Below are 24,183 nucleotides of genomic sequence, written 5' to 3' on the forward strand. Positions count from 1 at the left end.
TCTTGAAGACGGATTTTTTTGTGACATATAGAAGGAAAGACGCGGGAAGAGTCGTCAGAAATCAGTCTGTATCGCCGGGGCGTCCGGCTGATCTGGCAGAGAATCTGTTTGTGGTAATTCTGCTTTTTTATTCCCTGCGCCATATCTTCTGGGGACTGGATCTGTGGGACACAGGATACAACTATGCAAATTTCCAATATATGGGAACCAGACATATGGACTCCATGTGGCTTTTTTCCACTTATCTGGCCAATGTGGTGGGAAATCTGCTGACAAAGCTTCCCAATGGGGACACGCTGGCGGGAATGAATCTGTATACAGGACTTTTTGCCGGTGCGCTGGCGTTGAGCGGCTATTTTTTCTGTACCAGAAAGCTGAAAATGCCGCGGACAATTGTCTTCCTGGGAGAAATGATTGCTCTCAGTCTGTGCTGGTGTCCAACGGCACTGCTGTATAACTATCTGACCTATGTGCTGTTTCTTGGGGCTTCCATACTGCTGTATACCGGACTGGTCAATGAGAAAAGGGGAAATCTGATTCTCGCGGGAATTCTGCTGGGAAGCAATCTGCTGGTGCGGTTCTCCAATCTGCCCGAGGCCGCCATGATTGTGGCAGTCTGGGCCTATGATTTCATAGTCTGGCTGGAAACGCGTAAGGAGAGCACTGGCATATCGAAAGAAAATGGACTGACTGAAAAAGTCAATAAAGACGGCGGAAGCGGACAGGGGTTCTGGAAGCGGACCATTCAGCATACTCTCTGGTGCCTGCTGGGATATGTGGCAGCCCTTGTGGTGCTTCTCAGTTACATTCACATTCGATATGGTATCGGGGAATATGCTGCGGGGATTCAGAGGCTTTTTGCCATGACGGAAAATGCCGCTGACTATACGCCGATTTCCATGATCAGGGGAAGTCTGGACCGATATGTGGAGAATCTGTACTGGGCAGGGCGCCTGGGGGTGATTGTGCTGGGCGGAATGGTGCTTTTTGCACTGGCGGGCCGTCTGGAAGCCTTATTTGCCGGAAGGCAGACAGGAGAGGCCGGTGCTGCAAAGGGAATGGCTTTTGTGCTGCACCTGGGAGTCAGAGTCCTCTGGGTGGGTGTCAGCGCCGCGACACTGGGGTGGCTTTATAACAGAGAGTTTTGCTCCCTGTATTTTTACAGCTATGACCCTGTTTATCGCCCGGGCACCATATTCCTGATGCTGACCATGTTCATTGCCGCTGTTCGCATTTTGCACAGCAGCCCCCGGGAGGAAAAGCTTATCAGCGGCATGCTGATTTTGATTATTCTGCTGACACCCCTTGGGAGCAACAACGGTGTTCTGCCCGGCATGAACAATCTGTTCCTGGCGGCGCCTTATACTTTGTGGGAAAGCTGGCGCTTTATTCGGTATACAGGAGACAGAAAGACAAAAAAGGGCTGGTGCCTTTCCGGCTTTCCGGCCAAAGGAATTCTGACGGCATTTCTGGCGCTGTGTCTGTTTCAGTTCGGCGGCTTTGGACTGCAGTTTGCGTTTGCGGAGGCCACCGGGATACAGAATGCAGATACTGTCATAGACAATAACCCCGTGCTGAAGAATATCAAAATGAGCCCGGAAAAAGCACTGTGGATGGAGGAGATCAGCGCTTATGTGAATGAGTACGGACTGGAGGGGAAAGAAGTTATTCTCTATGGGGACATTCCCTCACTGTCCTATTATCTGCAGATGCCGTCGGCGTTCAATTCCTGGAGCGATCTGGATTCCTACAGTTCGGAGATTATGGAAAATGCGCTTGCACAGGTGGAGGGACAGGTGAGGAAGAAGGAAAGGGAAAAACCGGTGATTATCCTGGAGAACCTCTACGCGCTGCACAGAGAGGGCGGTCAGAAGGCACTGGAAGCTTTCAGCACCGGGGAGAATAAAATCCGGGAGATAGAGGGAGATATCAAATGGAGCATGCTGAGGATGTTTATGGATGCTCTGGGATATGAAGAGAGCTTCCGGAACGGGAAGTTTGCCGTGTATCGATAAAGAAAGGCCTGTGGGCGAATCGCCATACTGTTGAATTTGATGCTGGGCGGACTGTTTATTCCGCCTGTAAAGGATCTGAATGAAACGGAGGATTTTTTTGAGAAACGGTTAAAAGACAAGAGATATTGTTTTGCAATCTGCCTGAAAGACGATGATTACCTTGTCGGGTATGTGCATGCGGAAGAGGATGACAGCCATGATTTCGGGTATGCACTTCGTAAGGAATTCTGGCATCAGGGAATTGTCAGTGAGGCAGGTAATGCTGTTATCGAATTGCTGAAAGAAGACGGGATTCCGTATATTACGGCGACACATGATAAAAATAATCCCGGAAGTGGGGCTGTTATGAAACGAATCGGCATGAAATATTGTTATACTTATAAGGAACAGTGGCAGCCCAAGAACTTTCCGGTGATATTCCGAATGTATCAGTTAAACTTTGACGGACAAATAGACAGAATATATCAAAAATACTGGAATCTATACGATGAGCATTTTATTGAAACAGATATATGAAAAGGCCTGCAGCTATAACAGCTGCAGGCCTTTCTCTTCGGCTTTTTTCATGATATCATCCGGCCATAGAGAGCACTGAACCTCTCCGATATGCGCTTTGCGCAGGAAAAACATACAGATGCGGGACTGACCGATGCCGCCGCCGATGGTGAAGGGCAGTTCTTCGTCGATAACCGCTTTGTGGAAAGGCAGTTCGGCCCTTTCCATACAGCCTGCTTTTTCAAGCTGTGTCAGCAGAGAATCCCTGTCCACGCGGATTCCCATGCTGGAAAGCTCAAGAGCAATATCCAGAACGGGATAATAGACGATAATGTCGGCGTTCAGAGCCCAGTCGTCATAGTCCGGTGCCCGTCCGTCATGGGGCTTGCCGTTACCCAGAACATCTCCAATCTGCATGATGCAGACCGCTCCTTTTGCCCTGGCAATGTAATATTCCCGCTCCTTGGGAGTGTTATCCGGAAACATTTCCTCCAGCTCACCGGTAGTGACGAAGAAAATATCATGGGGAAGAATTTCTTCTATGTAATCATAGTGAATAGACATGTATTTTTCGGTTTTGCGCAGTACTTTATACACGGTGCGGACTGTATTTTTCAGAGTATCCAGATTGCGTTCTTCTCTGGTGATAATTTTCTCCCAGTCCCACTGGTCCACATAGATAGAGTGAATGTTATCTGCCTCCTCATCTCTGCGGATGGCACTCATATCCGTATAGAGGCCCTCTCCTGCGGAAAAACCGTATTTTTTCAGGGCAAACCGTTTCCACTTTGCCAGTGAGTGTACAATTTCGGCCTGCCGCCCATCCTGATACTTGATGTCGAAAGCCACCGGACGCTCCACACCGTTTAAATTGTCGTTCATGCCGGACTTCGGGTCCACCATGAGAGGTGCGGAAACTCTCAGCAGATTCAGACGCTCCGCCAGCAGGGTCTGGAAGAAGTCTTTTACCATCTTGATGGCAACCTGGGTATTATACAGGTTCAGGCCGGATTCATAATTTTGGGGCAAAAAAAATGTTGACATAATCTGAAATCCTTTCCGTTTACGTTGCTTTGTAATCCTTTCTTATTTAACCGCTTTTCGGGGGATTTTGCAATAGTTTTTTGGGAAATTCGCGTTTAATTCGTGAAGGACGGATTTTACCTCTGCCTGTTTCTCTGCAGGTTACACATTTATGATGAAAACAGTGAACGAGTCTACGTATAGCCGATTGAGAACTGCCTGAAAAATCAGGTAGTTCTCAATCACTTGAAAATATGGCTGTTTTGCTGTATGATATTTCAAAGGAACACAGTCACATAGGAGCTTGAAAATACAGTGTTTTCAGGGGGGTTTATAGATAAAGCAGAATTTGAAAGAGGGGATATATGGATATAGTATGGATTATCATCCTTGTGCCACTGATATATTTTGCTACAGTGATTCTAATTTCAACAATCCAGGCGATGATGACAAGAGGTAAAGGAAAAAGGGTTGCAAAGGAAACATTCAAAGAAACATTTTGGCATTTTTTCTTTGAACTGCTGAACCCTTTTAACTGGATTTAATTGTGGTTGCTTTAACTTCTGCCACTTCTCTCCAATCATCACAGGGGAAGCTACCCTTCCCCTGCTTATTTTCCAAATAAATCGCTATGTGTGCCTGTCCTTGCCAAAGTCAAAACGAGTAAATCATTTTCAATGCGGTAGACCAATAACCAGTCCGGCTGGATGTGGCACTCACGGTGTCCGGTCCAATTTCCGGTCAGGGCATGATCTTTGTTTTTCTCTGGAAGCTGTTCGCCGCTTGCCAGTTTACGGATGATGTCATCAAGAAGACCAATATCAAAATGACGTTTTATCGCCAACTTGTAATCTTTCTTGAATTGCCCCGTCCAAACGATGTCCAGACGGCTCATTCTTTTAATGTCCGAAGCGCTTCCTCTACATCAGTGTAACGCTTTACGGATGGGTCACGGGCAATGCGTTCTGCTTCCAGCATTGCCGCAATCGTTTCTTTGTTCGGCTGTTCCATGCGAACATCAAAAGGAAAACCACCGACACGGAGAGATTGCCGAAGAAATACGTTGATAGCGGTAGTAAGGTTGACACCTAATTCGCCATACAGAGCTTCACACTGTTTTTTAATATCGCTATCCATACGGACGCTAAAATTCGTTGTATTAGCCATATTTGTCAATTCCTTTCACTTCTATTGCACCTATATTATATGCCATTTGCAATGCAATATCAATAAACCAGACAGGAAATTTATAAGAAATTCAAATCATACCTGTATTGTTCCTGCTGATTGGGGATAACACAGAATTAAGGACACAGATTTAGAGAGAAAGCTTGAAAAACGGTCATTGATGAAGTATATTGGATAAAGGCAGTACAAATTGTAAAGGCAGGATAAAAGTATGAATTTAAAAGGACGTGATTTTCTCAAATTACTGGATTTTACACCGGATGAGATCCTTTATCTGGTTAATCTGGCTGCGGAGCTTAAGGATAAGAAGAAAAAGGGGATTCCCATGGATACGCTGCGGGGGAAAAATGTGGCGCTGATTTTTGAGAAGACAAGTACCCGTACCAGATGTGCCTTTGAGGTGGCGGCACATGACCTGGGAATGGGCAGTACTTATCTGGACCCGAGCGGTTCTCAGATCGGCAGGAAAGAGAGTATAGCGGATACGGCCAGAGTGCTTTCTGGTATGTATGAAGGGATTGAATATCGGGGATTTGGGCAGGATATTGTGGAGGAGCTGGCAAAATATTCGAAGGTACCGGTGTGGAACGGTCTGACCAACGAGTTTCATCCCACGCAGATGCTGGCCGATCTTCTGACAATACAGGAGCATTTCGGCGTATTGAAGGGAATAAAGCTGACTTACATGGGAGATGCCCGTTATAATATGGGAAATTCTCTGATGGTGACCTGTGCGAAAATGGGAATGCATTTCACCGCCTGCACTACGGCAAAATATTTTCCGGAGGATGCACTGGTGGACAAATGCAGGGAAATTGCGAAGGAGACCGGCGGCAGCGTCACACTGACAGAAGATGTTAAGGCAGGCACAGAGGATGCGGATGTGATTTATACGGATGTGTGGGTTTCCATGGGGGAGCCGGATGAGATCTGGACCGAACGCATCAGAGAGTTGTCTCCCTACCAGGTGAACCGGGCGGTGATGGATAATGCGGGAGAAAAGGCAATTTTCATGCACTGTCTGCCTGCTTTTCATGATTTGAACACGAAAATCGGTGCGGAGCTGGGAGCCCGTTTCGGGATCACGGAGCTGGAAGTTACAGATGAAGTGTTCGAGTCGGAGCAGTCCCGGGTGTTCCAGGAGGCGGAGAACCGCATGCATACCATTAAGGCTGTCATGCTGGCGACACTGCAGTGAAGGCGGCATTTTATCCTGAGTTAAGATGCTGTGATGCGGCATCGCGGAGGCTGTATGAAATCTGAAATACTGGCATTTTTGCGGAAGCGGGGAGAATATGTCTCCGGGCAGGAACTCTGTGAACATTTCGGGGTATCCCGCACGGCAGTCTGGAAGGCCATAGGGCAGCTGAAAAAGGAAGGATATCATATAGAGGCGGTACAGAACAGAGGGTACCTTCTGCCGGCGGAACAGGAGCTTTTCGGACAGAATGAGCTGGAGAGCCGGATGAATACAAAATGGGCAGGATATCCGGTGAAATTCTATGACTCTCTGTCCTCCACCAATCTGCAGGCAAAGCTGGATGCGGAGAACGGGGCGGAAGAGGGGACGCTGATTGTGGCGGACATGCAGACCGCCGGAAGAGGGCGTAAAGGCAGGTCCTGGAGCAGCCCGGCAGGGACCAATATATATTTCACATTGATTTTGAAGCCGAAATTTGCCGTGGAGCTGGCATCTATGGTGACTCTGGTGATGGGGATGGCTGCGGCGGAAGGCATTCGGAAAACCTGCGGTGTGGAAGCAGAGATTAAATGGCCCAATGACATTGTGACAGGCGGGAAAAAAGTCTGTGGTATACTGGCGGAAATGAGCGTGGAGAGAGAGTATATTCACTATGTCGTCATAGGGGCGGGCATCAATGTGAGAGCGCAGCATTTTCCGGAGGAAATCGCAGATGTGGCGACCAGCCTCCAGGTGGAATGCGGACGGAAGGTTTCCAGGGCGGAGCTGATTGTCAATGTGCTGAAGGCATTCGAAGACTGTTACAGCATCTTTCAGGAAGCCGGCAGCCTGGAGCCGCTCATTGAAAGATATAACAGGCTGCTGGTAAATAAGGACAGAGAAGTGCGTGTTCTGGACCCCGGGGGAGAATTTCGGGGAATTGCCAGAGGCATTAATCGGACAGGAGAGCTGCTGGTGGAGCTGCCGGATGGAAATATAACGGAAGTCTATGCCGGAGAGGTGTCTGTGCGGGGAATATATGGGTATGTCTGAGTCCGGGACAGGAACAGTAAAAAGCTCACAGAAGAAACGGTACCAGGGAAAAGCAAAAGGGCCCCGGGAAAAGCAAAGGGCCCCGGGGGCGGCCGAAGAACGGATTTGACGGGAGATGCGGATGGAAAGTAAAAAAATTGTGCTCTGCGGAGCCAATGCCTATGAGATGAAGTATTATTTTAATGAGCAGTTTAACGGGATTCCGGATTCCGTGAAGGACGAACTGCACATTCTGTGTGTATTATTCACTGAAGATGTAGGCGGCATATTTACCATTGCTTTTGAAGAGGACGGAAATGTGGTGATGGAGACCAACGCCGGGGATGACGATATCTATTATGATGAGATTAACAGCGGCCTGATGGTGGCTGAGGTGCGCAGGAATCGTCGGGAACTGTTTGAGGCCCTGAGTCTGTACTACAGGATATTTATTCTCGGGGAGACTCTGCCGGAGGACTGTGAGGCGTGACAGGGGCATTTCGTGACGAAGCTATAAGGAGAACAAAATGATTCTGGTAGTCGATATAGGGAATACGAATATGGTCATGGGAGTATACCGGGGAACGGCATTGAAGGCGACATTCCGTCTGATGACGAGAACGCCCAGGACTTCGGATGAATACGGTGTTCTGATCACACAGCTTCTGAAAGAGAGGGGGATTCCGGTATCGGACCTGGAAGGCTCCATTGTGGCCAGTGTGGTGCCGGATGTGATGCATTCTTTTCTGGGGGCACTGGTGCGGTATACAGGTACGAAGCCTGTGAACGTGGGGCCCGGCATGAAGACAGGTATCCGGATTGTCACCGAGGACCCCAGGGCCATCGGAGCAGACCGGATTGTGGATGCGGTGGCGGCCTATGAGAAGTATGGCGGCCCTGTTTTGGTGCTGGATTTCGGGACAGCTACTACCTATGATCTGATTACGGAAAAAGGAGAGTTTGCCGCAGGCATTACTGCGCCGGGCATCCGAATCAGCTCAGAGGCATTGTGGACACAGGCCGCCAAGCTGCCCAATATCGAGATCAGGAAGCCGAAATCCATTCTGGCCCAGGAGACCATCAGCAGTATGCAGGCAGGGCTTGTGTACGGCCAGATCGGCCAGACAGAATATATCGTCAGAAAAGTCAGAGAGGAGAGCGGCATCAGGAATCTGAAGGTGGTGGCCACCGGAGGGCTGGGGCGGCTGATTGCGGACGAGACAGATGCCATTGATATCTATGACAGTTCTCTGACACTGGACGGACTTCGGATTATTTACGAGAAAAACGAGAAGGAAAAAGGGAACGTGGGTAAAGTTCGAGGAGGTAAGGGACGATGAGCAGGCTGCGAATTGGCGATGTGGTCCTGGACAATAATGTGATATTAGCTCCCATGGCAGGTGTGACTGACCTGCCATTTCGTCTGCTGTGCAGGAAATCAGGAGCCGGACTGGTGTGTATGGAAATGATCAGTGCCAAGGCGATTTATTATCAGAATAAGAATACGGAAGAGCTTCTGACCATTCATCCGGAAGAAGGCCCGGTATCACTGCAGCTTTTTGGATCCGATGCCCGGATTATCGCGGAGATGGCGAAGCGCATTCAGGAGCGTCCCTTTTCCATTCTGGATTTTAATATGGGCTGTCCGGTGCCGAAGGTGGTAAACAACGGGGAGGGGTCTGCGCTGATGAAGAATCCCCGCCTGGCGGAAGAGATTCTTTCCGCGCTGGTGAAAGCCGTGAAAAAGCCGGTGACAGTAAAAATACGCAAAGGCTTTGACGAGGCACACTGTAATGCGGTGGAGCTGGCAAAGATTGCGGAGAACTGCGGCGTGGCGGCTGTAGCGGTACATGGGAGAACCCGGGAACAGTACTACAGCGGCCATGCGGACTGGGAGATAATCAGGCAGGTGAAAGAAGCGGTGAAGATTCCGGTCATAGGCAACGGAGATGTGGACAGCCCCCGGGCAGCGGAAGCAATGCTTGAGGAAACCGGATGTGACGGTGTCATGATCGGACGGGCAGCACAGGGAAATCCCTGGATATTCCGGGATATTGTCAGCTTTCTGGACACAGGCCGGATACCGGAGCCGCCGGATGCCCAGGAGAAAAAGCGTATGATTCTGAAGCATGCCGACCTGCAGCTTGAGACCAAGGGAGAATACACGGCAATACGGGAGATGAGAAAGCATCTGGCCTGGTATACCACAGGAATGCCTCACTCCGCCCGGTTTCGACAGACCATCAACTCCATGGAAACTTTTTCCCAACTGCGGGAAGGTGTAGAGACTATTTTCGGGTGAGACGGCATATATTTGTGGCATGGACACCATTATTTATTTTTTGAAGAAAAAAGGTTTGAAGGAGCCGCTGATTGAGCCGGTGGGGCTGAAAAGTCACATGCTTATCCGGGTCAGCCTGGATGTGGAGGAGGAAGACTGGTTCGGAATATCGTTTCGGATGGCAGAGCCGGGTTATCAGAGCAGATCAGCCTCGGAGGCTGCTGAAATGCAGAAGCAGGAGAAACAGGACAATCGCAGCAGTATGTGGCATCCCCTGAAAGCTTTGCGCCAGATGTACAGGGTCAAAAAAGAAGCCGGACAGGAGAAACGGCGCAGACGTGCGGAAGCTCTGGAGCAGGAAAAGCTTCTGGCGGAAAGGGAGGAGCGGATTGGCCGGACGGAAGAGGCAATCGGAAGGCTTCTGCGGGATATAAAGGCGCTTGCGGAGGAGGAGAGGGACTGCTGCTGCGTGTATGAGAACAAGGTCAGAAAAGCATTGCTTGCAGCGGAAAAGTGTGTTCTGTCTTTTCTGTGGCAGAAATATTTCGACTTTCCGGAATTTACGGATTATGCCGGCAGCTTTTGGGTGAAGCTTTTGATGCCTCAGGCAGTCTGGCCGCATTTTGTGATTCTGGGAACGGCTCCCTGCCTGTATGCGGTGCTGGAGGAAGCAGCTCACAGAATGAAAAGTCTGCGCTGGATTGTCCCGGAGGAAGACTGCACTGATGAACTGCTGGAATTTGTGGAGGATTTTTATACGGAATACGGTCTCGCCATAGCGCTGCAGCCGCTGACGGGAAAGGCGGCGTGGAAGCGATTCCGACTCTCTGCTCCCCTGCCTGTGAATATCCTTGATTTTACCGGGGAGATGCAGGGGACCATGTCAGAGATTGCAGAGACAAGCGTCTGGCTGGATATGCTGTCGTCCGAGGAAAAGCGCAGGCGGATTGCAGGGCGGAACAGCGGGATTGTATACGTTTCCCTGAAGGAAAAATGGAAATATGCACAAAGACGCTGCAACAGGCCTGTATTGCCTTGACACCGGTGTGAAAAGTGGTATAATACGGGAGAATCAGACTTGAGAGACAGACAGAATAATAACAGATATGGAAATATAGAAAACAGGAAGGATGTATTAAAATGCAGGAGAAGAAAAATATTCTGACCTATGAGGGACTCAGAAAATACGAGGATGAGTTGCATGAACTGAAGGTGGTGCGCCGCCAGGAAGTGGCCCAGAAGATTAAGGAGGCCAGAGAACAGGGAGATTTGTCCGAGAATGCGGAATATGATGCGGCCAAGGATGAACAGAGAGACATTGAGACCAGAATTGAAGAGCTGGAGAAGATCCTGAAGAACGCCGAAGTGGTGGTAGAGGATGAAGTTGATCTGGATAAGATCAATATCGGCTGCCTGGTACGGCTTCTGGATATCGAATACAGTGAGGAGCTGGAATATAAAATTGTGGGATCCACAGAGGCGGACAGTCTCAAGGGAAAAATTTCCAATGAGAGTCCTGTGGGCAAGGCGCTCATCGGCTGTAAGGTGGGCGACAATGTAGAGGTGGAGACAGCCGCAGGGGTATTCAACTATAAAGTGCTGGAGATTCAGAGAAGTAAATAAAATAATTTTTGAATTATGAAAACCGCTTGTTTCATGCAGGATGTAGCTGACTGCAGGAGACAGGCGGTTTTGTCGTGGCAGCCCGGCTTTCTGCTGACCGTAATATTCTGCCATGTATCATTTGAACGATTCCGGGGAGACTTATTTTATCGGGAGTTCATAAATTGTTTATAATATTTATCAGCACTCGCTGTTGACGAGTGCTGGAAAATATGTTATAACACATATAGAACAAACAAAACAGATGCTACAATGGCCTGGTGGGCCGGAGTTGATGAAGGAGGAATAAATTATGTTGATGTCAAATTTAAACGCACTGAGTAATTTTTTTGGAGAGAGCCTGTTTGATGATCTGTTTGACGGTTTTGAACGTCCGGTGAGAAATGGGGCAAGGTACAATGCTTCGGTGCCGGCTGTTATGAGGACGGACGTGAAGGAGAGTGAGACGGGATATGAGCTGGATATCGACCTTCCCGGTTATAAGAAGGAGAATGTGAAAGCGGAGCTGAAGGACGGCTATCTGAAGATCAGCGCCGAGTCCAGACAGGACAGCGATGAGAAGGATGAAAACGGAAAGTATATTCGCCGGGAGAGATATTACGGAACCTGCAGCAGAAGCTTTTATGTGGGGGAAGAAGTGACCCAGGAGGATATCAGGGCCAGATTTGAGGACGGCATTCTGAAAGTATGCGTCCCGAAGAAGGAAGCGAAGCCGGCCGTGGAGGAAAGCAGGTATATTGCAATTGAAGGGTGAGGATGAATTTCCCGGATGACAGAGACGTAACCTGCAGGCATGTCTCCGGACTGGGGCATGGAAGACAGAGCATCTGAAAGGACGGGAGCCCTTTCAGATGCTGTGTGGGGGAAACGAACAGAAGGGAAAAGTAAAGGCCGGATGCGGTTGAAACACATCCGGCCTTTATCACGGTCTTCTTTTTTTCATCACTTTTGTAATCAGAAGGCTTGCGGTGATGCCCAGTATGCCGATGATTACCACTTCCAGGGTATCCCGGACCATCTGTCGGAACAGCGTCTGAAAGTCGCTCATGTATTTCATCCACAGATCGTATCGCAGTATCAGGAAAATGCCGGTCATATTCAGGAACAGCAGCCAGCTGCAGTTTTTATCCTGTCTGATAATACAGAACAGATTGTAGACGAAAAATATAAGCTGAACGGCAAACGCCGCCATAAGCTGACGTTCCCAGAAAGGTCCCAGGCGCATGGGCTCCATTCCGAAGATGACAGTGGTGCCCGGTTTCAGATGACCGGCCATATACAGGAAGAATGGCACAAAATAAATGTCCAGGAAAAGGGAAATGCCGCCGAAGAGGTATTCGCGTTTGCCCGGGGGCGTCTTTCCCCCGCAGCCGATACCGGATAAAAGGACCGCGAACGTGCAGACGATAAACAGAAATGTCTGTGCGAAGAACAGGGAAAAATATCTGTTGGCCACAAAAATCCAGATTCCCAGAAGGATCAGGGAAGCCAGTATGGCGTAACAGACCAGCCTCTGAAGCCGCAGGAGTTCCTTTATTTTTTTCAGACCATCCAGGCTCTTTCGCTCCAGCTTGTTTCCGGAAAGCATATGATTCCGGTAAAAGGATACTGTCTGCCTGCAGCTGTCACAGCCGGCGAGATGCTCTTCCACACATTTTTGTGTCGCTTCCGAGCACACTTCGTCCACATAGGATGGAATTAAATCTCTGATAATGTCACAATTCATTTTTTCCATGGTCAGCCTCCTCAATTAATACTATTTTGGCCCGGTAAAATGTAACCCGTGCCCAGTTTTCGCTTTTTCCGAGAATGTTCCCGATTTCCCGGAAGGACAGATCTCCCAGAACTCTCAGCTCTACGACTTTTCTGGTGTCGGAGGGAAATTTCTGTAATCTGTCCCATACATCCGCAAGCTCGACTCTGGCGATTGCATGACGTTCCGTATCCTGCTCTGACACCAGAGTCTCGTCCAGCACTTCCAGCTTTGCACGATTGGTTTTGGTCCAGTGCTGGTACAGCAGATGCTTTGCAATCTGACACAGCCAGGTGGAAAGCTTACAGCTTCCGTCATATTTGCCGACAGCTTCCAGAGCTTTCAGAAAGGTCTCCTGCATCAGGTCTTCCGCCAGGGCGGAATCTTTGCATCTGGTATACAGGAAATGAAATACAATCTGTGAATATTGGGTGTACAATTCATCCATAAGTCCCTCCTTTCTGATGCTTATATCCATTTGGGCAGGGATTCGTTACATTATTTATTTTATTGTAAATCGAAAAGGAATGTTTTGGCAAATATTGGGCAGATTAAACAAGGTTATCGTGCAAAGAAAGTTATTGCCCGAAAAGCATTTTTGTAGTAAACTGAATAAAAAGGGAGAAAAATACGCGCGGAATCCGCGGGTTAGGGAAAGGCAAGGGGATTGATATGGAAGAAATGCTGATTTTCTGGCTGGTTTTGCTGATTTTGTGTATTGGCATCGAAGTGCTTACTATGGGCCTGACCACTATATGGTTTGCAGGAGGAGCATTGGTCGCCATCTTTGCATCTCTGCTGTATGCGCCGATCTTTGTTCAGATTATCCTGTTCTTCCTGGTGTCGGTATCGCTGCTGTTTTTTACCAGGCCGATTGCGGTACGGTATTTCAACAGAGACCGGGTGAAGACGAATGTGGAGAGCATGGTGGGGCGTCAGGCGATTGTCACCGAGGAGATTGATAATCTGCAGGCAGTGGGACAGGTGACTGTGAACGGACAGGAGTGGAGCGCCAGAAGCGCTGATGACAAGGTCAGAATTCCCACAGGAAGTGTGGTGACCGTGGCAGCTATCAGCGGCGTGAAGCTGATTGTGAGGATACAGGAGCAGTTCGGGACACAGGAGAGAGCGGAAGAGACGGCAGAATCTGCACAGAGGGAGATGGAGCAGGTGGCGTCCGGGGCAGAGGGTGTTCGGCAGGCGGAAGCGAATACAGCCGGGTCCGCAGATGAACTGTCGCCGGAACCGGGGACGGCCGAGGACGAAAATTAATTCTGACGGATGGCTGACAAAGGAATGAGAATCCCGGCCGGAGAAGGCGGGATTTGAGATAAACAATACAAAATGCGTACTGTCATAATACAGTACAGAAAGAGGTAAAGTATGGTTTGGGTATTAGTTGCACTGGTAGTAGTTGTACTCCTGATTCTGGTGTCCTGTCTGAAAATTGTTCCACAGGCGCAGGCGTATGTGATTGAGCGTCTGGGCGCATATCAGGGGACCTGGTCGGTAGGGTTTCATGTGAAGGTTCCTTTTGTGGATAAGGTTGCCAGAAGAGTGAATCTGAAGGAGCAGGTGGCAGACTTCCCGCCGCAGCCCGTGATTACGAAGGATAATGTTACCATGAGAATTGACACGGTAGTGTTCTATCAGATAACGGATCCCAAGCTGTTTACCTACGGTGTGGAGAATCCCATGATGGCCATTGAGAATCTGACCGCCACCACACTGCGTAACATTATCGGTGATCTGGAGCTGGACCAGACACTGACCAGCCGTGAGACCATCAATACCAAGATGCGTGCAAATCTGGATATTGCAACGGATCCCTGGGGAATCAAGGTGAACAGGGTGGAGCTGAAGAATATCATTCCTCCTGCGGAGATCCAGAATGCCATGGAGAAGCAGATGAAGGCCGAGCGTGAGAGACGTGAAGCGGTAACCCGTGCAGAAGGTGAAAAGAAGGCGAAGATTCTGGAGGCGGAAGGTGCAAAGGAATCCGCAATTCTTCGTGCGGAGGCAGATAAGCAGTCGGCAATTCTCCGGGCAGAAGCACAGAAAGAGAAGATGATTCGGGAAGCGGAAGGTGAAGCGGAAGCGATTCTGAAGGTACAGCAGGCGAATGCCGACGGTATCAGAATGCTGAAAGAAGCGGGCGCCGACGAACCTGTATTAAAAATTAAGAGCCTGGAAGCTTTTGAGAAGGTGGCAGACGGTCAGGCGACCACGATTCTGCTTCCCTCGGAACTGAGTGGTATTGCAAGCCTTGCCGCCGCATGGAAGGAAGGCGCAAAGAAGTAGATTGAACAGTTTATGATGAAAAGGAGTCACTGGTTACAGGAAAAGGACCTCTGTGGGATTATCCGCAGAGGTCCTTTTTGTGTGGTATCAAGAACTACTTGAAAAAGAACAAATGTTCTGATATAATGCAAGTGGCGGAAAGCAAGTGGCCGCAGAAAGGAAGTATATGGGGGACAGGGTTATTTTTCATATAGATGTAAACAGCGCGTTTTTATCCTGGGAGGCAGTGTATCGTCTGAATCATGGGGAGACGCTGGATCTGCGGACTATTCCCTCCGCGGTAGGCGGAGATATGTCGAAGCGGCATGGGGTTATCCTGGCGAAATCCACTCCTGCCAAAAAGTATGATGTACGGACCGGAGAACCGATTGTGGATGCGCTGCGAAAGTGTCCGAATCTGACTCTGGTACAGCCGAACCGGGAATGGTACGAAGAATGCTCCCAGGCGTTTATTGGGATTCTGTATAAATATTCTGATGCTGTGGAGCAATACAGCATCGACGAAGCTTTCATGGATATGACAGGGACGCAGATGTTGTTCGGGGAGCCGGTAAAGGCAGCCTATGCTTTGAAGAAGGAGGTTTGTGAGACTCTTGGATTTACGGTGAATGTGGGCATCTCCAGCAATAAACTTCTGGCGAAGATGGCAGGGGAATTCGAAAAACCTGACAAGGTACATACCCTGTTTCCAGAGGAAATTCAGGAGAAAATGTGGCCGCTTCCTGTACGGGAACTGTTTCTTGTGGGAGGTGCGTCGGAGCAGAAGCTGAAAAGGATGGGAATCCGTACCATAGGGGAACTGGCACAGGCAGACCCCTCCATGCTGAAGGCCGCTTTGAAAAAGCATGGAGAAGCCATCTGGAATTATGCAAATGGAAGGGACGAATCCCAGGTGGAAGTAACAGCGGCGGACAATAAATGTTATGGCAATTCCGTGACTCTTGCCGCTGATGTGACAGAGGCTGCAGAAGCGAAGCGAGTGTTGCTGTCGCTGTCGGAGACTGTGGGCAGGAGGCTGCGCAGGGATCAGGTATGGATTGAGAGCGTGTCAGTTACCATACGCTTTTTCGATTTGAGGCAGAATTCCCATCAATGTGTGCTGGAGTCTGCCACCAATATTACGGATGAAATTTATCGGGTGGCCTGCAGGCTGTTCGATGAATTGTGGGATGGCACGCCCATACGTCTTCTGGGGGTACAGACCGGGAAGGTGACCAGAGATGGAGAGGTCAGGCAGATGTCCCTGTTTGATTCTACCGATTATGAGAAGCTGGAAAAGCTGGACCGGGCCATGGACAGCATCAGGGAGAAGTTCGGGACAGGTGCTGTGCAGCGGGCCAGTGAGCTGAAAAATGCAGGGACGAAAATATGATATTAATTTCCGGTCAGTTTTTTCTCTAACTGCTCCTTTTCCGCTAAAAGAGTGGCAATGAGAGAATCCTTTTCGGTCAGAGCAGAATCTTTTTCATTCAAAGCATTAGCCTTCTCCTTTAAAGCAGCTGCCTGCTCCTTTAAAGCAGCTGCCTGTTCCTTTAAAGCGACTTCCTGTTCCTTTAAAGCGACTTCCTGTTCCTTTAAAATAGCTTCCTGCCTTTTTACTGTGGCGACCTGTTCCTCCATAAATCGTTGCATTCCGCGCTGGCAGCGATAATAATCTTCCCGTGCTTCACAAATTTGCCGGATTCGTTCTTCTTGAGTAAGTCTGTAGACAGCATTACTTGCTGCCAGAATATCGTCATTCTGCTGTGCAATCATTTTGATTTCCTCCCATGTGGTTGCTTTGAAGAGAGCGGCCCATTGATCGATTCGATATTGCTTATCCTCTTTGGTAGCCAGATCTATATGAGTTAAGTCTACCACAGAAAGGCGCAGTTTGTCACTATATATCATAAAATTTTTAACGTTCAACATCATATAGGTAGCATAGAACTCCGGATAATTCTTGAACAGAGTAAAATCCAGAAGCCCTATATGTATGGCGGGCCTTACCTGCTGATAATCTTCTCCGGAATTGAGATTATTAAAAGCACGGCACAGATAAAGCAGGGAGCGTTCAGGCCAGTTATGCTGATTGATGACTTGAAGTTCCAGGTTGAGGATGATGCTGTTATTGAGAAGAATTTTAACATCGAGGATAAAGTCTTTTTCATCCACAGCAGAGCCCAGCAGGATTGGATTTGTAATTTCGGCGGAAAGAATTTCATCAGGATGGAGATGAAGCAGGGAACCAATCAGTCCTTTCAGAGTTTTGTTGCTGGACTGGAGGAGGGCGCGGAAAAGGTAATCATTGGTCATACGGACCGTTACAGGCCCCGTGGCGGAGCTGAGAAAGTCAGGAAGTTCAGGAGATGCAGGAAGCTTTGGAAAAATAGACGAAGTAAAGATGTTTTCAGACATAATGGAATTCCTTTCTAATATAGAATTTTAATAACAGAATTTTGCTCATAGAATCTTGTCTTAGATTCCGCCATATAGTTTTGATAATAAAATCAGCCTTCTTGAAACAGACATGGAATGTCAGTTGAATTGGAACTGTAGTTGAGGCTGTGGGGCAGGAGGAAGAGTGCTTTGACAAACAGATTAGAAATAGGGGCTGGCAGAAACGATATAACAGAAATCCTGAATAATCCTTTGATTATAGGGCTTGCGAAGCGGTTCCTATAATAAAATCAATATATTATAACAGGGGATGATCTGTAAAGCCAATATATAGAATATTGACGTAGAAAAAGAATTGACGATATAACGACAAAAACAAGTGCGCATACAATATATAGTTAGAAAGGACACTGATTCAGGAAAAACAATACATATTTTGTATGTGCAAAATGCTTACCTGAATATTCAGACAATGAATTTATGCATGGTTGACAATATTCTCGAATTGGGATATTCTGAATAGGGAAGTTGAATATGTAACCGGAGCAGCGCATACTGTGTTCGGAATTCTGAAAATGGAGGTATGGAGAAATGGAGTTGTTAAAAGGGAAAACAGCCATGGTTACAGGCGGCACAAGAGGTATCGGCTATGCAATTGTAAAGCTGTATCTGGACAACGGCGCATCTGTGGCACTGTGCGGTTCCAGGCAGGAGACAGTAGACAAAGCACTGGATAAACTGAAAGCGGAGAATCCGGATTATAAAGTAATCGGACTGTGCCCGGACCTGCAGAATCCGGAAGAGGTTGCAAAAGCAGTTGCAAAGGTAAAGGAAACATTTGGAAGCTTTGATATAATGGTCAGCAATGCGGGAGTATCCGCAAGAGACAGTCTGTATGACTATAAGCCGGAAGATTTTGCGAAGACAATGGCGCTGAATGTCAACGCAGTGTTCAACTGTGCGCAGGCAGCAGCAAAAGTCATGAAGGAACAGGGGGGCGGTGTCATCCTGAATACCAGCTCCATGGTCAGTATTTATGGACAGCCTTCCGGAGTGGCATATCCCACATCCAAATTTGCTGTGAATGGACTGACCAAGTCTCTGGCCAGGGAATTGGGCAGAGACAATATTCGTGTCAATGCAGTTGCTCCCGGAGTTACCAGAACTGATATGGTGGCGGCGCTGCCCGAGGAAATGATAAAACCGCTGATTGCGACTATTCCCCTGGGACGTGTGGGAGAGCCCGAGGATGTGGCCAATGCCTTCCTTTATCTGGCAAGTGACATGGCAAGCTATGTGACGGGTGTCATTCTTTCCGTGGACGGCGCGGCCAGAACCTGAGAAAGGAACAGCTGTCTGAAGACAAAATGTGCGGCTTCCTGTGTTGGAACAGTTCTGTTCCAGAGCGGGAAGCCGTTTTCTGTTGTAAGGACAGCAGGGGAATAGATGTAACACAGCCAAGTAACAGATGAAAAGTCCGGAGAATAAATGTTGACGTTCTCCTTTGTTATAAGGTATAATCAGTTTTACGGATAGGTTTTACGATACGGAGACAGGAAAGGAAGACCGCTATATGAGGCAGTTTTTTGGGATGAGCCAACGGGGAGATCTGGCAGAGGCAGTTCGTAGTCTGAGTAATCCCCAGTTTATTATGCTATTGTCAAATAATACGCAGTTTGAAGCGCATGTAAAGGCGCTGGAATCGCTTTATCCGAAGGTTCCCAGCATCGGATGTATCGGAATGAGCTATGATACCAGAATCGTGGAAACAGGAGTGGGTGTCATTGCATTTTCAGATGGAGTCAACGCGACGGCAAATGTTTTGGAACAGGTATCTACCATGCCGGTAAAATATATTGAACGGCTGGAGAAGGATGTACAAAAAGTGGGAGGATCGTCGAGGGATACGGTATGTATTGATTTCTGCAGCGGGAATGATGCCTGTGTGCTGACCACAGTTAACTCAGTTTTGAAGAGGAGCGGAATACAGCTGGTGGGCGGAACCGGAGACGCGGGGAAGGTATCCGCCAACGGCAGGATTTACGAGGATGCGGCGGCATACGCGCTGATTCGGAACCAGGGCGGACGTGTGAAAACCTACAAAGAAAATATTTATCATCAGCTTGGAAATTATCGTTTTATAGCCTCTAATACAGACAGAGCAAACTACATACTCGGTTCCCTGAACGGGACTCCGGCCAAACAGGTATATAAAGATATTCTTCATGTGACAGATCAGCAGATATTGACACAGACATTCAAGAATCCTTTCGGTAAAATCAATGGAGACGATACTTGCATTATTTCCATCAAAGAGGTAAACGGCAACTCTCTGGCCTGTTTCCGCCAGGTAAATGACTCGGATGTGCTGATCTTGCTGGAGTTGGGAGATTACAGGGCTATTGTGCAGGATACTATAAGAAATATCTGCAGAGAGTTTCCGAAACGATCGGCAGTTTTCTCCGTAAACTGTCTGTTCCGTTATAAACTGTTCAGCGAGCATAATTATATGCAGGCCTATCTGAAAGAAATGGGAGCATTGGGGATGCATGCAGGTTTTGTGGGATATGGAGAACATTACAATAACCGCTTTGTCAATCAGTCCATGACATGTGTTGTATTTGAATAAATGAAAAAGGAACTGGAATGGAGGATATAAAATGTTATTTTCAAAAAAAGGCCGGAAAAAATCAGGTCAGATATATCATGATGAAAAAAGTCTCTATCCAATTCTTCATGTGACGGGCAGCCTGAAGGACTACCAAAAAGAACTGGCCCGGAAGGAAGTGGAATCGCTGTCTGAGCTGAGTATGGTGGAAAGATCCTTTTCCGGTGTACTGAGTGAAGCAGACCATTTTCAGAGGCAGCTACAGGATTTTGGACAGTCTTTTTCCAATATTAATGAGGCTGCAGGACAGTTTGCGCAGGTGCGGGAGGATATCACTCAGATGGTATCCGGAGCACAGGATCAGGTGGAAGACTTGAAGGATACTTCAGCGAAGATACAGAATTCTTTCAATGCAATGGAGAGTACTTTCGAACAGCTGCAGACAGCGGTGAAGGATATTCAGCGCTGTATGGGGAAGATTGTGTCCATAGCGGACGAGACCAATATTCTGGCAATCAATGCTTCCATTGAGGCGGCAAGAGCCGGTGAGCAGGGGAAAGGATTTGCTGTGGTTGCGGAAAAGGTCAGAGAGCTTGCCAAAGAAATCAAGGAGTTGACCGACGATGTGGATACCGGTGTGCGCCATGTGGAAAGCGGTACAGTGCAGCTGAGTGACAGCATACAGGCTTCTCAGCAGGAGCTGGGCAAGGGCTTTGGGATTGTAAACAGTACATCGGAAGCTTTTCAGCAGATTACCACGGCAGCAGAGGGTGCTTCTGCCGTGCAGGGGGAGATTTCCGGTGTGATAGAGCAGTCCCAGAGCGCATTACAGGTGCTCTGCCAGTTTTTTGATGCAATCAGGCTTCGGTATCAGGAAGTGATAAAGCATATCGAGCGGGCAAATAATCTGGGTACCACCAAAAGCGCCATGTTTGAGGATGTGGATAATATGCTTTCCCAGATTGCTCCTGTAATCAGAGATAAGGAACTGTGAGGGAAGGCAGAGTGGTTATATATTAAGAAAAGATTTATTCCCTGTGTCCCCTTTTTGATAAGGTGGCACAGGGATTCTCTATACACAGGTCACAAAGTTTTGAGATGCTTGAATTGAGCATTGATATGATGTATGTACCTAGAGAAGAGAATGCCTAAAAACGCCTTGCGGATAGTAATAAGAGAATTTCCTTTATTACATAATTTATTAACACAGAAATAGAAGCTGTGAAAAGGAGAAGAAAAGTGGAGATAAGCGGCAGAATACAGGGAGTGATGGAGCAGGCAGTGAAGACTTCACTGGTGGCAGGTGTGAATCTGCTGGTGGAGCAGGACGGCAGGGAGCTGATTTACGCACAGGCCGGGAATGCCGATAGGGAGGAGGGCAGGGAGATGAACCGGGATACCATATTTCGTCTGTATTCTCAGACGAAACCGGTGACGGCTGCTGCCGCCATGATTCTGATGGATCGGGGAGAAATAGACCTGTGCCAGAATGTGGGAGAGTTCCTTCCCGCGTACAGGAAACTGTATGTGGAGACTGCAGACGGGCATATGGAACAGTCGATGCAGCCGCTGCGGCTCTATAATCTGCTGAATATGACTTCAGGGCTTTCCTATCCCAATGACAGCACTGCGTCCGGCAGGGCGTCCGCGAAGGTTTACGAGGAAGCCTGCGTCAGACTGGGGACGGAGAGGGAGATGAGCACCAGGGAGCTGGCGGAAAGGATGGCGGAGGGACCTCTGGCTTATGAGCCGGGAAGCTCATGGCAATACGGTACCTCGGCGGATGTGCTGGGAGCTGTGATTGAAGTGGTTTCCGGGAAATCGCTGGCAGAATTTATGGAGGAGGAAATCTTCAATCCTCTTGGCATGGAAGATACAGCTTTTTATGTGCCGGAAGAAAAGCAGGGACGTCTGGCGAAAGTTTATGAGACCGTTACAGGGGAGAGAGGCGAAGGCGATTTGAATCTCTATTCAGGAGACCATCTTGCCATCAATCATTCCATGGATCACTTGCCGGCCTATATGGCGGGAGGTGCGGGGCTTGTTTCTACACTGGATGACTATATGAAATTTGCTCGAATGCTTCTGGCGGGTGGAAATTACGGAGGGAAACGCATTCTCACGTCCAGAACCGTGCAGTATCTCACAGGCGGTCAGCTTCAGCCCCGGCAGCAGAGGAGCTTTTGTCAGTGGCTTGGACTGGAAGGCTACAGCTATGGGAATCTGATGCGGGTGTGCAAGGAGCCCGGCCAGGCATCCGGCCTGACCAGAAAGGGAGAGTACGGCTGGGACGGCTGGCTGGGCGTCTATTTTGCCAATTTCCCGGAGGAAAACATGACCATTCTCATGGGAACGCAGAAAAAGGACGGGGGGACCTTTTCACTGACGAGAAAGCTGCGGAATCTGATTCTGAGTAACTTTTAGTACTGTTAAGCTTGCAAAGCTATCACACAGGGGGACAGGATTATCGTGGAAGCGATGGTCTGAACGAGGATATTTGGGCAGTATTTTGCCTGTCTGGAAACAAAAGAATCAAGACAGAGAATCTGGTGTAAAGCATGGTATCAGCCTGCATTACATCAGATTTTTTAAATCACAGAAAGTTCGGCGGATTACACAGGATTATATAAGAAGCCGGTTCCTGTTGTTGGCTTCTGGAAAAGCGGGGTTGGAAAATAATGTAAAATGCGAACGTATGGTTGCAAAAGAACGTGTGTTCTGATATAATGATTTCATCAGGCAAAGGATTGGAGGTGTATGGAGTGGAGCGGGAGAATCACATTTATATTTCCATCGATCTGAAATCATTCTATGCTTCCGCAGAGTGTATGGAGCGGGGACTGGATCCACTGGTTACGAATCTCGTGGTAGCAGACAGCAGCCGTACCGAGAAGACCATCTGCCTTGCGGTCTCTCCATCTCTCAAAGCCTATGGGATTCCGGGACGGGCGAGACTGTTCCAGGTGGTTCAGCGGGTCAGGGAAGTGAATGCCGAACGTCTGCGGCAGGTGCCCGGACATGCCTTTACCGGTTCTTCCTGTGATGCCATGGAGCTGAAGGAGCATCCGGAATATGCCGTTTCCTATATTACGGCGCCCCCCAGGATGGCCCTGTATATGGAATACAGCAGGAGGGTTTACAGTGTCTATCTGAGATATGTGGCGCCGGAAGACATTCATGTTTATTCCATAGATGAGGTGATGATGGATGTGACCTGCTATCTGGAATCTTACGGGCTTACCGCAAGAGAGCTGGCTAAGAAAATGATACGGGATATTTTGAGGGAGACGGGCCTCACCGCCACAGCGGGGATTGGCACGAATCTCTATCTAAGCAAGATTGCTATGGATATCGGCGCGAAGCATGTGGCGCCGGACGAGGATGGTGTGAGAATTGCACAACTGGACGAAATATCTTACAGAAGGAGTCTGTGGAATCATCGTCCACTCACTGATTTCTGGCGGATTGGCAGGGGATATGCCGGGAAACTGGAAGAAAATGGAATGTTTACCATGGGAGATGTGGCCAGATGTTCCATGGGGAAAGCGGGCGATTATTATAATGAAGATTTGCTGTACCGGCTGTTCGGTGTGAATGCAGAGCTTCTGATTGATCATGCCTGGGGATGGGAACCATGTACCATGGCAGATATCAAGGCATATAAGCCGGATAACAGCAGTATGAGCTCCGGGCAGGTGCTGAAATGTCCTTATGATTTTGAGAAGGGCAGACTGATTGTGCGGGAGATGACAGACCTTCTGGTTCTGGATCTGGTGGACAAAGGGCTGGTGACGGATCAGATGGTGCTGACCATAGGTTATGACATTGAGAATCTGACCGATCCGGACATCCGGAAACGTTATAAAGGGCCTGTGACCACCGACCATTACGGGAGAAAGGTCCCAAAGCACGCTCATGGCAGTATCAATCTTGGGAGGAAGACATCGTCCACCAGACTGATTCTGGATGCCGTAACGGAATTGTACGACCGAATTGTGGACAGGAATCTGCTGCTCAGAAGGGTGACAGTGGCTGCGGGCCGTGTGATGGAGGAGAATCTGGTTTCGGAGGAAAATGCTTACGAACAGCTGGATCTCTTTACGGACTATGAAGCGCTGGAGAGACAGCGGGAGAAGGAGGCGGCCGAACTGGCGAGGGAGAGAAGGATGCAGGAAGCTATGTTGACCCTCAGGAAGAAATTCGGCAAAAATGCCGTGCTGAAGGGGATGAATTTGGAGGAAGGGGCCATGACACAGGAACGCAACCGACAGATTGGAGGACACAGGGCGTAATATTTAGACAGCG

The 24,183-nt window shown here is 48.6% G+C and carries 25 protein-coding genes; 19 read left to right on the plus strand and 6 right to left on the minus strand.

The annotated features are described in order from the left end of the window. Positions 1-2: 2 nt before the first annotated feature. Both NSB25_RS00475 and NSB25_RS00480 read left to right on the plus strand, forming a co-directional pair. A complete protein-coding gene (locus NSB25_RS00475; protein WP_146040029.1) occupies positions 3-2,015 on the plus strand; it encodes a hypothetical protein in 2,013 nt (670 codons plus the stop codon). A gap of 39 nt (positions 2,016-2,054) precedes the next feature. Further along, positions 2,055-2,531 (plus strand): GNAT family N-acetyltransferase, encoded by a 477-nt coding sequence (locus NSB25_RS00480; RefSeq protein ID WP_103239601.1) that lies wholly within the window; start codon positions 2,055-2,057, stop codon positions 2,529-2,531. A 12-nt stretch (positions 2,532-2,543) separates the two neighbouring features. On the opposite strand, the gene asnA is transcribed toward NSB25_RS00480, so the two are convergent. Next, the gene (gene asnA / locus NSB25_RS00485) at positions 2,544-3,554 is read right to left on the minus strand and encodes an aspartate--ammonia ligase (protein WP_103239602.1); all 1,011 of its coding nucleotides are present in this window, start codon (positions 3,552-3,554) and stop codon (positions 2,544-2,546) included. A gap of 344 nt (positions 3,555-3,898) precedes the next feature. On the opposite strand from asnA, the gene NSB25_RS00490 reads away from it, so the two are divergent. Then, positions 3,899-4,078 carry a hypothetical protein gene (locus NSB25_RS00490; protein ID WP_103239603.1) on the plus strand — a complete coding sequence of 60 codons (180 nt, stop codon included), beginning with the start codon at positions 3,899-3,901 and terminating at the stop codon, positions 4,076-4,078. Between the two features lie 65 nt (positions 4,079-4,143). Here the strand turns inward: NSB25_RS00490 and NSB25_RS00495 are convergent, their stop codons facing one another. Next, positions 4,144-4,428, minus strand: coding sequence for a type II toxin-antitoxin system YafQ family toxin (locus NSB25_RS00495; RefSeq protein WP_103239604.1), 285 nt, complete (start codon positions 4,426-4,428; stop codon positions 4,144-4,146). After that, positions 4,425-4,700 carry a type II toxin-antitoxin system RelB/DinJ family antitoxin gene (locus NSB25_RS00500; RefSeq protein ID WP_103239605.1) on the minus strand — a complete coding sequence of 92 codons (276 nt, stop codon included), beginning with the start codon at positions 4,698-4,700 and terminating at the stop codon, positions 4,425-4,427. The genes NSB25_RS00495 and NSB25_RS00500 overlap by 4 nt, the downstream gene beginning before the upstream one ends. Positions 4,701-4,932: 232 nt before the next feature. Between NSB25_RS00500 and argF the strand changes: the two genes are divergently transcribed. The 8 genes from argF to NSB25_RS00540 all read left to right on the plus strand — a co-directional run bounded on the left by argF (position 4,933) and on the right by NSB25_RS00540 (position 11,591). Further along, on the plus strand, positions 4,933-5,919 hold the full coding sequence (gene argF / locus NSB25_RS00505; RefSeq protein WP_103239606.1) for an ornithine carbamoyltransferase: 987 nt from the start codon (positions 4,933-4,935) through the stop codon (positions 5,917-5,919). 54 nt (positions 5,920-5,973) lie between these two features. Then, positions 5,974-6,954 carry a biotin--[acetyl-CoA-carboxylase] ligase gene (locus tag NSB25_RS00510; RefSeq protein WP_103239680.1) on the plus strand — a complete coding sequence of 327 codons (981 nt, stop codon included), beginning with the start codon at positions 5,974-5,976 and terminating at the stop codon, positions 6,952-6,954. Positions 6,955-7,075: 121 nt separating this feature from the next. Further along, the gene (locus tag NSB25_RS00515) at positions 7,076-7,423 is read left to right on the plus strand and encodes a DUF6145 family protein (RefSeq protein ID WP_103239681.1); all 348 of its coding nucleotides are present in this window, start codon (positions 7,076-7,078) and stop codon (positions 7,421-7,423) included. Positions 7,424-7,460: 37 nt separating this feature from the next. Then, positions 7,461-8,273, plus strand: coding sequence for a type III pantothenate kinase (locus NSB25_RS00520; protein WP_103239607.1), 813 nt, complete (start codon positions 7,461-7,463; stop codon positions 8,271-8,273). Beyond that, positions 8,270-9,235: a tRNA dihydrouridine synthase DusB gene (gene dusB, locus NSB25_RS00525; RefSeq protein WP_103239608.1), complete on the plus strand. Its 966-nt coding sequence runs from the start codon at positions 8,270-8,272 to the stop codon at positions 9,233-9,235. The genes NSB25_RS00520 and dusB overlap by 4 nt, the downstream gene beginning before the upstream one ends. 40 nt (positions 9,236-9,275) lie before the next feature. Next, positions 9,276-10,253 carry a hypothetical protein gene (locus tag NSB25_RS00530; RefSeq protein WP_146040030.1) on the plus strand — a complete coding sequence of 326 codons (978 nt, stop codon included), beginning with the start codon at positions 9,276-9,278 and terminating at the stop codon, positions 10,251-10,253. A 101-nt stretch (positions 10,254-10,354) separates the two neighbouring features. Then, complete coding sequence (gene greA / locus NSB25_RS00535; RefSeq protein WP_103239610.1) at positions 10,355-10,837, plus strand: transcription elongation factor GreA; 483 nt, start codon at positions 10,355-10,357, stop codon at positions 10,835-10,837. A 292-nt stretch (positions 10,838-11,129) separates the two neighbouring features. Then, positions 11,130-11,591, plus strand: coding sequence for an Hsp20/alpha crystallin family protein (locus tag NSB25_RS00540; RefSeq protein WP_103239611.1), 462 nt, complete (start codon positions 11,130-11,132; stop codon positions 11,589-11,591). A gap of 168 nt (positions 11,592-11,759) precedes the next feature. On the opposite strand, the gene NSB25_RS00545 is transcribed toward NSB25_RS00540, so the two are convergent. Together NSB25_RS00545 and NSB25_RS00550 are read right to left on the minus strand one after the other, a co-directional pair. Next, positions 11,760-12,572: a zf-HC2 domain-containing protein gene (locus NSB25_RS00545; protein ID WP_103239612.1), complete on the minus strand. Its 813-nt coding sequence runs from the start codon at positions 12,570-12,572 to the stop codon at positions 11,760-11,762. After that, positions 12,553-13,038, minus strand: a complete 486-nt coding sequence (locus tag NSB25_RS00550; protein ID WP_103239682.1) for an RNA polymerase sigma factor — start codon at positions 13,036-13,038, stop codon at positions 12,553-12,555. The genes NSB25_RS00545 and NSB25_RS00550 overlap by 20 nt, the downstream gene beginning before the upstream one ends. Positions 13,039-13,262: 224 nt before the next feature. Between NSB25_RS00550 and NSB25_RS00555 the strand changes: the two genes are divergently transcribed. The 3 genes from NSB25_RS00555 to NSB25_RS00565 all read left to right on the plus strand — a co-directional run bounded on the left by NSB25_RS00555 (position 13,263) and on the right by NSB25_RS00565 (position 16,263). Continuing rightward, on the plus strand, positions 13,263-13,862 hold the full coding sequence (locus tag NSB25_RS00555) for an NfeD family protein (protein ID WP_103239613.1): 600 nt from the start codon (positions 13,263-13,265) through the stop codon (positions 13,860-13,862). Between the two features lie 111 nt (positions 13,863-13,973). Further along, complete coding sequence (locus NSB25_RS00560; RefSeq protein WP_103239614.1) at positions 13,974-14,891, plus strand: SPFH domain-containing protein; 918 nt, start codon at positions 13,974-13,976, stop codon at positions 14,889-14,891. A gap of 145 nt (positions 14,892-15,036) precedes the next feature. Further along, a complete protein-coding gene (locus NSB25_RS00565; RefSeq protein WP_330406112.1) occupies positions 15,037-16,263 on the plus strand; it encodes a DNA polymerase Y family protein in 1,227 nt (408 codons plus the stop codon). Between the two features lie 2 nt (positions 16,264-16,265). On the opposite strand, the gene NSB25_RS00570 is transcribed toward NSB25_RS00565, so the two are convergent. After that, entirely contained in the window at positions 16,266-17,288 is a 1,023-nt protein-coding gene (locus tag NSB25_RS00570) for an Rpn family recombination-promoting nuclease/putative transposase (RefSeq protein ID WP_103239616.1), read from the minus strand. Positions 17,289-17,861: 573 nt separating this feature from the next. Here NSB25_RS00570 and NSB25_RS00575 point away from each other — a divergent pair. The 5 genes from NSB25_RS00575 (at position 17,862) to NSB25_RS00595 (ending at position 24,170) form a co-directional block, all read left to right on the plus strand. Continuing rightward, on the plus strand, positions 17,862-18,611 hold the full coding sequence (locus NSB25_RS00575; protein ID WP_103239617.1) for an SDR family NAD(P)-dependent oxidoreductase: 750 nt from the start codon (positions 17,862-17,864) through the stop codon (positions 18,609-18,611). A 232-nt stretch (positions 18,612-18,843) separates the two neighbouring features. Then, positions 18,844-19,899 carry an FIST signal transduction protein gene (locus tag NSB25_RS00580; protein WP_103239618.1) on the plus strand — a complete coding sequence of 352 codons (1,056 nt, stop codon included), beginning with the start codon at positions 18,844-18,846 and terminating at the stop codon, positions 19,897-19,899. A 31-nt stretch (positions 19,900-19,930) separates the two neighbouring features. Beyond that, a complete protein-coding gene (locus NSB25_RS00585; protein WP_103239619.1) occupies positions 19,931-20,872 on the plus strand; it encodes a methyl-accepting chemotaxis protein in 942 nt (313 codons plus the stop codon). A 245-nt stretch (positions 20,873-21,117) separates the two neighbouring features. Further along, positions 21,118-22,302, plus strand: coding sequence for a serine hydrolase domain-containing protein (locus tag NSB25_RS00590; protein WP_242982397.1), 1,185 nt, complete (start codon positions 21,118-21,120; stop codon positions 22,300-22,302). A 302-nt stretch (positions 22,303-22,604) separates the two neighbouring features. Further along, a complete protein-coding gene (locus NSB25_RS00595) occupies positions 22,605-24,170 on the plus strand; it encodes a Y-family DNA polymerase (RefSeq protein ID WP_103239621.1) in 1,566 nt (521 codons plus the stop codon). Positions 24,171-24,183: the final 13 nt, after the last annotated feature.

Origin of the sequence: Acetatifactor muris, from assembly GCF_024623325.1 — a bacterium.
In the GTDB taxonomy this organism is placed as follows: Bacteria; Bacillota; Clostridia; order Lachnospirales; family Lachnospiraceae; genus Acetatifactor; species Acetatifactor muris.